Consider the following 5,408-nt stretch of genomic DNA (forward strand, 5'->3'; position numbering starts at 1 on the left):
ACTGGCCGGGAGCTCCCGGCCGGGCGCGTCGGCGCACCCGTCGGTGAGCACGTCGGCGAGCACGTCGGCGAGCACGTCGGCGAGCACGTCGGCGAGCACGTCGGCGAGCACGTCGGCGAGCACGTCGGCGAGCACGTCGGCGAGCACGGTGGCACCCCGCAGCGCGAGCGCGGTGCCGAGGCCGCTGAGGGGGCTCGCGCACCAGGCGCTGTCGCCCAGCAGGACGACGCGCCCCGACGACCACCCGTCCATCCGGACCTGGTCGTAGATGTCGAGCGCGAAGTCGTCGGCGACGCGCGCCGCGGCCAGGAGCTCCGGCGTGCGCCAGCCCTCGCCGGCGAAGGTCCGCTCGAGCAGGGCGAACCGCGCCTCGGCGTCACCGCGCGGCGGCAGGGAGGTGGCCGGGAACGTGAAGCCGACCTCCTGCTCGCCGGCGTGACCGGGCCTCGCCTCGACCACCCGCGACCCGGGCAGGTTGAGCATGAGGAACCACCCGTCGAGGGGTGGCGTGGCCGGCGTCTCCCGTAGCGTGAACCAGGCGTGCGCGAGCCCGAGGGGCCGCCGGAAGGACGCCTCCGCCCCGAAGACGAGGCTCCGGACACGGGAGTGCGCGCCGTCGGCCCCGACGACGAGGTCGTAGACCTCGGGCGGGTGCTCGCGGAACTCGACCCGCACCTCACGGTCGGTCTCGACGAGCCCTGTCACCGTGTCCCCGAAGCGGTGCTCGGTCCGCGGGCCGGCCGCGTCGTGCAGCAGCCGTGCGAGGTCGGAACGCAGCAGCTCCTCGGACGAGACGAAGCCCGCGCCCCCGAAGGCCTCGCTCGGCATCTCCGCGCGCCGCCGGCCACGCTCGTCGATCCACGCCAGGCCGCGCTGGTCGACCGTGCACGCCAGGGCCGCGTCGAGGAGCCCGAGCCGCTCGAGCACCTCGCGGCTGTCCCCGCGCAGGTCGACGGTCTGCCCGCCGGACCGCAGGCCCGGCGCGATCTCGACGACGGTCACCCGCCAGCCGGCCCGGTCGAGCAGCACCGCCAGCGCGTCGCCGGCGATACCCGCCCCCACGATCAGCACCCGAGACATCCGAACCTCCGCGACGTAGACGCAACTAGCTTCGCGTTAAAACGTAGCTCGCGGAGCTCACTCATGCAACGTCCGTTGCGTTAAGATGGCGCGCATGTCCGACCGCACCGATCCGGGCCTGCAGGCGACCGGCACCGTCCGGCCCGGCGGCCGCACGGCCCGCACCCGGGACGCCGTGCATCGCGCGGTGCGCGAGCTCATGGCGGAGCGCCACGGCGAGGCGCCGGAGATCCCCGAGGTCGCCGCCCGCGCCGGGGTCCACGCCGCGACCGTGTACCGCCGCTGGCGCACCCGCGACGCGCTCGTGCTCGACGTCGCCGTGGCCGACGTCAACTCGTCCTCCCCGGTCCGCGTGACCGGCGACCTGCGCGCCGACCTGCTCGCCTACACCCGCGCGCTGGTCGAGACGTTCGACCGGCCGGGCGGGCTCGGGTTCGTCAGCGCGCTCACGACGGCGTCCCGGGACGCCAGGACGGGCCCCGAACGCGTGCGGGAGCTCGTCCAGCCGCGGCTCGACCGCTTCCAGGAGCTGCTCGACGCGAGCGGCACCACGGAGCTGACGCCGCTCGACCTCGTGCTGCTGATCATCGCCCCGGCCCACCTCGGCGCGACCCTGGGCACGTCGACGCGCGCGGAGGACGTCGCCCGCCAGCTCGTGGACAACGTGCTCGACGTCGCCGCCGGCCGGCGTGCGCGGGCCGGCGGCTGAGCCCGCCCGCGGCGGCCGGCGTCAGCGGGCGCGGACGACGCGCCCCTCGTCCCAGACGGGCTCGGGCGTCTCGCGCACGGTGCCGTCCTCGCCGAAGACGAGGAACCGGTCGAACGATCGCGCGAACCAGCGGTCGTGCGTGACGGCGAGGACGGTGCCGTCGAACGCCTCCAGGCCCTCCTGCAGCGCCTCGGCGCTGGCCAGGTCCAGGTTGTCCGTCGGCTCGTCCAGCAGCAGCGCGGTGCAGCCCGCCAGCTCGAGCAGCAGGATCTGGAACCGCGCCTGCTGCCCGCCCGACAGCCGGTCGAACGCGCGGTCGGCGGCGACGGTGAGCTCGTAGCGGCGCAGCACGGACATCGCGGCGCCGCGGTCGCGGGCGTGGTCCTCCCAGAGGATCTGGGTGAGCGTGCGCCCGAACAGCTCCGGGTGGGCGTGCGTCTGTGCGAACACGCCCGGCACCACGCGCGCCCCGAGCCGCCACTCGCCCGTGTGCGCGACGTCGTCGCCCCCGAGCAGCCGCAGGAAGTGCGACTTGCCCGACCCGTTGGAGCCGAGGACGGCGACGCGCTCGCCGTAGAACACCTCGAGGTCGAACGGCTGCATCAGCCCGGTGAGCCCGAGCCCCTCGCAGGTCAGCGCCCGCACGCCCGTGCGGCCGCCGCGCAGGCGCATCCGGATGTCCTGCTCGCGCGGCGGCTCGGGCGGCGGGCCCGCCTCCTCGAACTTCTGCAGGCGGGTCTGGGCCGCCCGGTACCGGGACGCCATCGCATCGCTGTTCGCGGCCGCCTGCCGCAGCTCGCGCACCAGGCGCACGAGCTGGGCGTGCTTCTCGTCCCAGCGCCGGCGCAGCTCCTCGAACCGTGCGAACCGCTCGCGCCGCGCCTCGTGGAACGTCGCGAAGCCGCCGCCGTGCACCCAGGCGTCGGCGCCGGACGGCGCGGGCTCGAGGGAGACGATGCGGTCCGCGACGCGCGCGAGCAGCTCCCGGTCGTGCGAGACGAACAGCACGGTCTTCCGGGTGGCCAGGAGCTGGTCCTCGAGCCAGCGCTTGCCGGGCACGTCGAGGTAGTTGTCGGGCTCGTCGAGCAGCAGCACCTCGTCCGGCCCGCGCAGCAAGGCCTCCAGCACGAGCCGCTTCTGCTCGCCGCCCGACAGCGTGCGCACCTCGCGCCACCGCGCCTGCTCGTACGGGACGCCGAGCGCGGCGACGGTGCACACGTCCCACAGCGTCTCGGCCTCGTACCCCCGCGCCTCCGCCCAGTCGGCGAGCGCCTGCGCGTACGCGAGCTGCGCCGGCTCGTCGTCGACCTCCATGATCGCCAGCTCGGCCGCGTCGACGGCGCGCGCGGCGTCGCGGACCCGCGGCGGGGCGACGTCGACGAGCAGGTCGCGCACGGTCGACCCGTCGCGCACCGCGCCCACGAACTGCCGCATGACGCCGAGCCCGCCGGTCACCGTGACGGAGCCGGCCTGCGGCACCAGGTCGCCGGACAGCAGGCGCAGCAGGGTGGTCTTCCCGGAGCCGTTGGGCCCGACCAGGGCGGTGGCGCTGCCCTCGGGGACGCGGAACGAGACGTCGTCGAGCAGCGTGCGCCCGTCCGGCAGCACGTGCTCGACGTGCGCCACCTCCAGATGACCCATGCCGCGCACGCTGCCCGACAGCCGCCCGGCCCGCAAGGCAATTCCGACCGCACCCCGGACGACCTCGACGGCCTGTCGGCCCGGTGTTGTTGACTGTCCCCCGTGACCGATGCGAACCCCGGTGCCCCCGACCTGCCCGCCGACGTCTCCGCGCTGACCTACGAGGAGGCGCGCGACGAGCTCGTCCAGGTGGTCGCCCGGCTCGAGGCCGGCAGCGAGCCCCTCGAGTCGTCTCTCGCCCTCTGGGAGCGCGGCGAGGCGCTGGCGGCACGCTGCCAGCAGTGGCTCGACGGCGCCCGGGAGCGGCTCGCGGCGGCGCAGGCCGCGTCGTCCGCCACCGCCGGCGCCGACCTGTCCGAGGCCGAGGAGGACGACGCGTGAGCGCCCACGTCCTCGCGGTCGGCGAGGCGCTGGTCGACGTCGTGCACCGGCCCGACGGGTCCAGCGAGGAGCACCCCGGCGGCAGCCTGGCGAACGTCGCCCTCACCCTCGGCCGCCTCGGCCGCGACGTCCGGCTCGCGACCTGGCTCGGTCGGGACGCGCGCGGCGACGACGTGCGCGCCTGGCTCGCCGAGTCGCGCGTGACGCTCGCCGGCGGCAGCGACGGCGCGGACCGCACGAGCGTCGCGCAGGCCACGCTCGACGACACCGGCGCCGCGACCTACGAGTTCGACCTCGAGTGGCAGGTCCCCGCCGGGACGGGCGCCGAGGACGGCACGCTCGCCGTGCACACCGGCTCCATCGCCGCGATGCTCGCGCCCGGGGACGCCGACGTCCGGGACCTCCTGGCGACGGCACGGGACACCGCGACGATCACGTACGACCCCAACGCGCGCCCCGCGATCATGGGCGACGCCGACGCGGTGCGGCCGCGCGTCGAGGAGATCGTCGCGCTGGCCGACGTCGTGAAGGTGAGCGACGAGGACCTGGCGTGGCTGTACCCCGGCAGCGACCCGCTGGCGGTCGCCCGTGCCTGGCAGGCCACGGGCCCGGCGCTCGTGGCCGTGACGTTCGGCGGCGAGGGCGCGACGGCGGTCACGGCCGCCGGCGAGGCCACCGTCGCGGCGCCGCGCGTCACCGTCGTCGACACCGTCGGCGCCGGCGACTCGTTCATGGGCGCCCTGCTCGACGAGCTCTGGTCCGCCGGGCTGCTCGGTGCCGAGCGCCGGGCGGCGCTGCGCGCCGTCCCGGTCGCGGACACCGAGGCGCTGCTGGCGCGGTGCGCCGCCGTGGCCGCGGTGACCGTGTCGCGCGCCGGCGCCAACCCCCCGTGGGCCCGAGAGCTGGACCTCGCAACGAAGGAGAACGCATGACCCTCACCCCCACCGAAGCCTGGGCCCGGCTGCGGGCCGGCAACGGCCGCTTCGTGCGCGACGAGCCGGACCACCCCGACCAGGACGCCGTCCGGCGCCGCGAGCTGCGCACCGTGCAGCACCCGCACACCGTGATCTTCGGGTGCTCGGACTCGCGGGTGGCGGCGGAGATCATCTTCGACCAGGGCCTGGGCGACGTGTTCGTGGTGCGGACGGCGGGCCACGTGGTCGACACCACCGTGCTCGGCTCCATCGAGTACGGCACGGAGGTGCTGCAGACGCCGCTGGTCGTCGTGCTGGGCCACGACTCGTGCGGCGCCGTCGCGGCGACGGCGCACACCCTCGCGACCGGCGAGCAGCCCCCGGGGTTCGTGCGCGCCGTCGTCGACAAGGTGATCCCGTCCGTGGCGGAGCTCACGTCCCGCCAGGGCGTCTCCGGGCCGATCGACCCGGACGTGCTGCGCACGGAGCACGTCAAGCACACGGTCGCGCTGCTGCGCGGGTACTCCGCCGCCATCGCCGCGGCGATCGACGCGGGCCGCCTCGCCGTCGTCGGCGTCGTCTACGACCTGGACGACGGCAGCGCGCGTCTCGTCGCGGTCGACGGCGAGGTCGGCGAGCAGCCGGCCGCGTGAGCTGAGCCGCCGCGCGGGCCGCGTCAGGCC

At 76.0% G+C, this 5,408-nt stretch carries 6 protein-coding genes; 4 read left to right on the forward strand and 2 right to left on the reverse strand.

From position 1 onward, the window contains the following. On the reverse strand, window positions 1-1,080 hold a 1,080-nt coding region (locus tag ACFUVW_RS19185), incomplete at its 3' end, for an FAD-dependent monooxygenase (protein ID WP_430572895.1). Window positions 1,081-1,174: 94 nt separating this feature from the next. Between ACFUVW_RS19185 and ACFUVW_RS19190 the strand changes: the two genes are divergently transcribed. Then, a complete protein-coding gene (locus ACFUVW_RS19190; protein ID WP_430572896.1) occupies window positions 1,175-1,789 on the forward strand; it encodes a TetR/AcrR family transcriptional regulator in 615 nt (204 codons plus the stop codon). A 21-nt stretch (window positions 1,790-1,810) separates the two neighbouring features. Here the strand turns inward: ACFUVW_RS19190 and ACFUVW_RS19195 are convergent, their stop codons facing one another. Continuing rightward, window positions 1,811-3,430, reverse strand: coding sequence for an ABC-F family ATP-binding cassette domain-containing protein (locus tag ACFUVW_RS19195; RefSeq protein ID WP_430572897.1), 1,620 nt, complete (start codon window positions 3,428-3,430; stop codon window positions 1,811-1,813). Window positions 3,431-3,532: 102 nt separating this feature from the next. Here ACFUVW_RS19195 and ACFUVW_RS19200 point away from each other — a divergent pair, with 102 nt between their 5' ends. From ACFUVW_RS19200 to ACFUVW_RS19210, 3 genes are read left to right on the forward strand one after another with little or no spacing between them, the layout of a single operon-like run. Next, window positions 3,533-3,811: an exodeoxyribonuclease VII small subunit gene (locus ACFUVW_RS19200; RefSeq protein WP_430572898.1), complete on the forward strand. Its 279-nt coding sequence runs from the start codon at window positions 3,533-3,535 to the stop codon at window positions 3,809-3,811. Beyond that, the gene (locus tag ACFUVW_RS19205; protein ID WP_430572899.1) at window positions 3,808-4,743 is read left to right on the forward strand and encodes a carbohydrate kinase; all 936 of its coding nucleotides are present in this window, start codon (window positions 3,808-3,810) and stop codon (window positions 4,741-4,743) included. Before ACFUVW_RS19200 ends, ACFUVW_RS19205 begins: the two co-directional genes overlap by 4 nt. After that, window positions 4,740-5,378, forward strand: coding sequence for a carbonic anhydrase (locus ACFUVW_RS19210; protein WP_430572900.1), 639 nt, complete (start codon window positions 4,740-4,742; stop codon window positions 5,376-5,378). The genes ACFUVW_RS19205 and ACFUVW_RS19210 overlap by 4 nt, the downstream gene beginning before the upstream one ends. Window positions 5,379-5,408: the final 30 nt, after the last annotated feature.

This window comes from Isoptericola sp. NPDC057391 (genome assembly GCF_042668085.1).
Lineage (GTDB): Bacteria > Actinomycetota > Actinomycetes > Actinomycetales > Cellulomonadaceae > Isoptericola.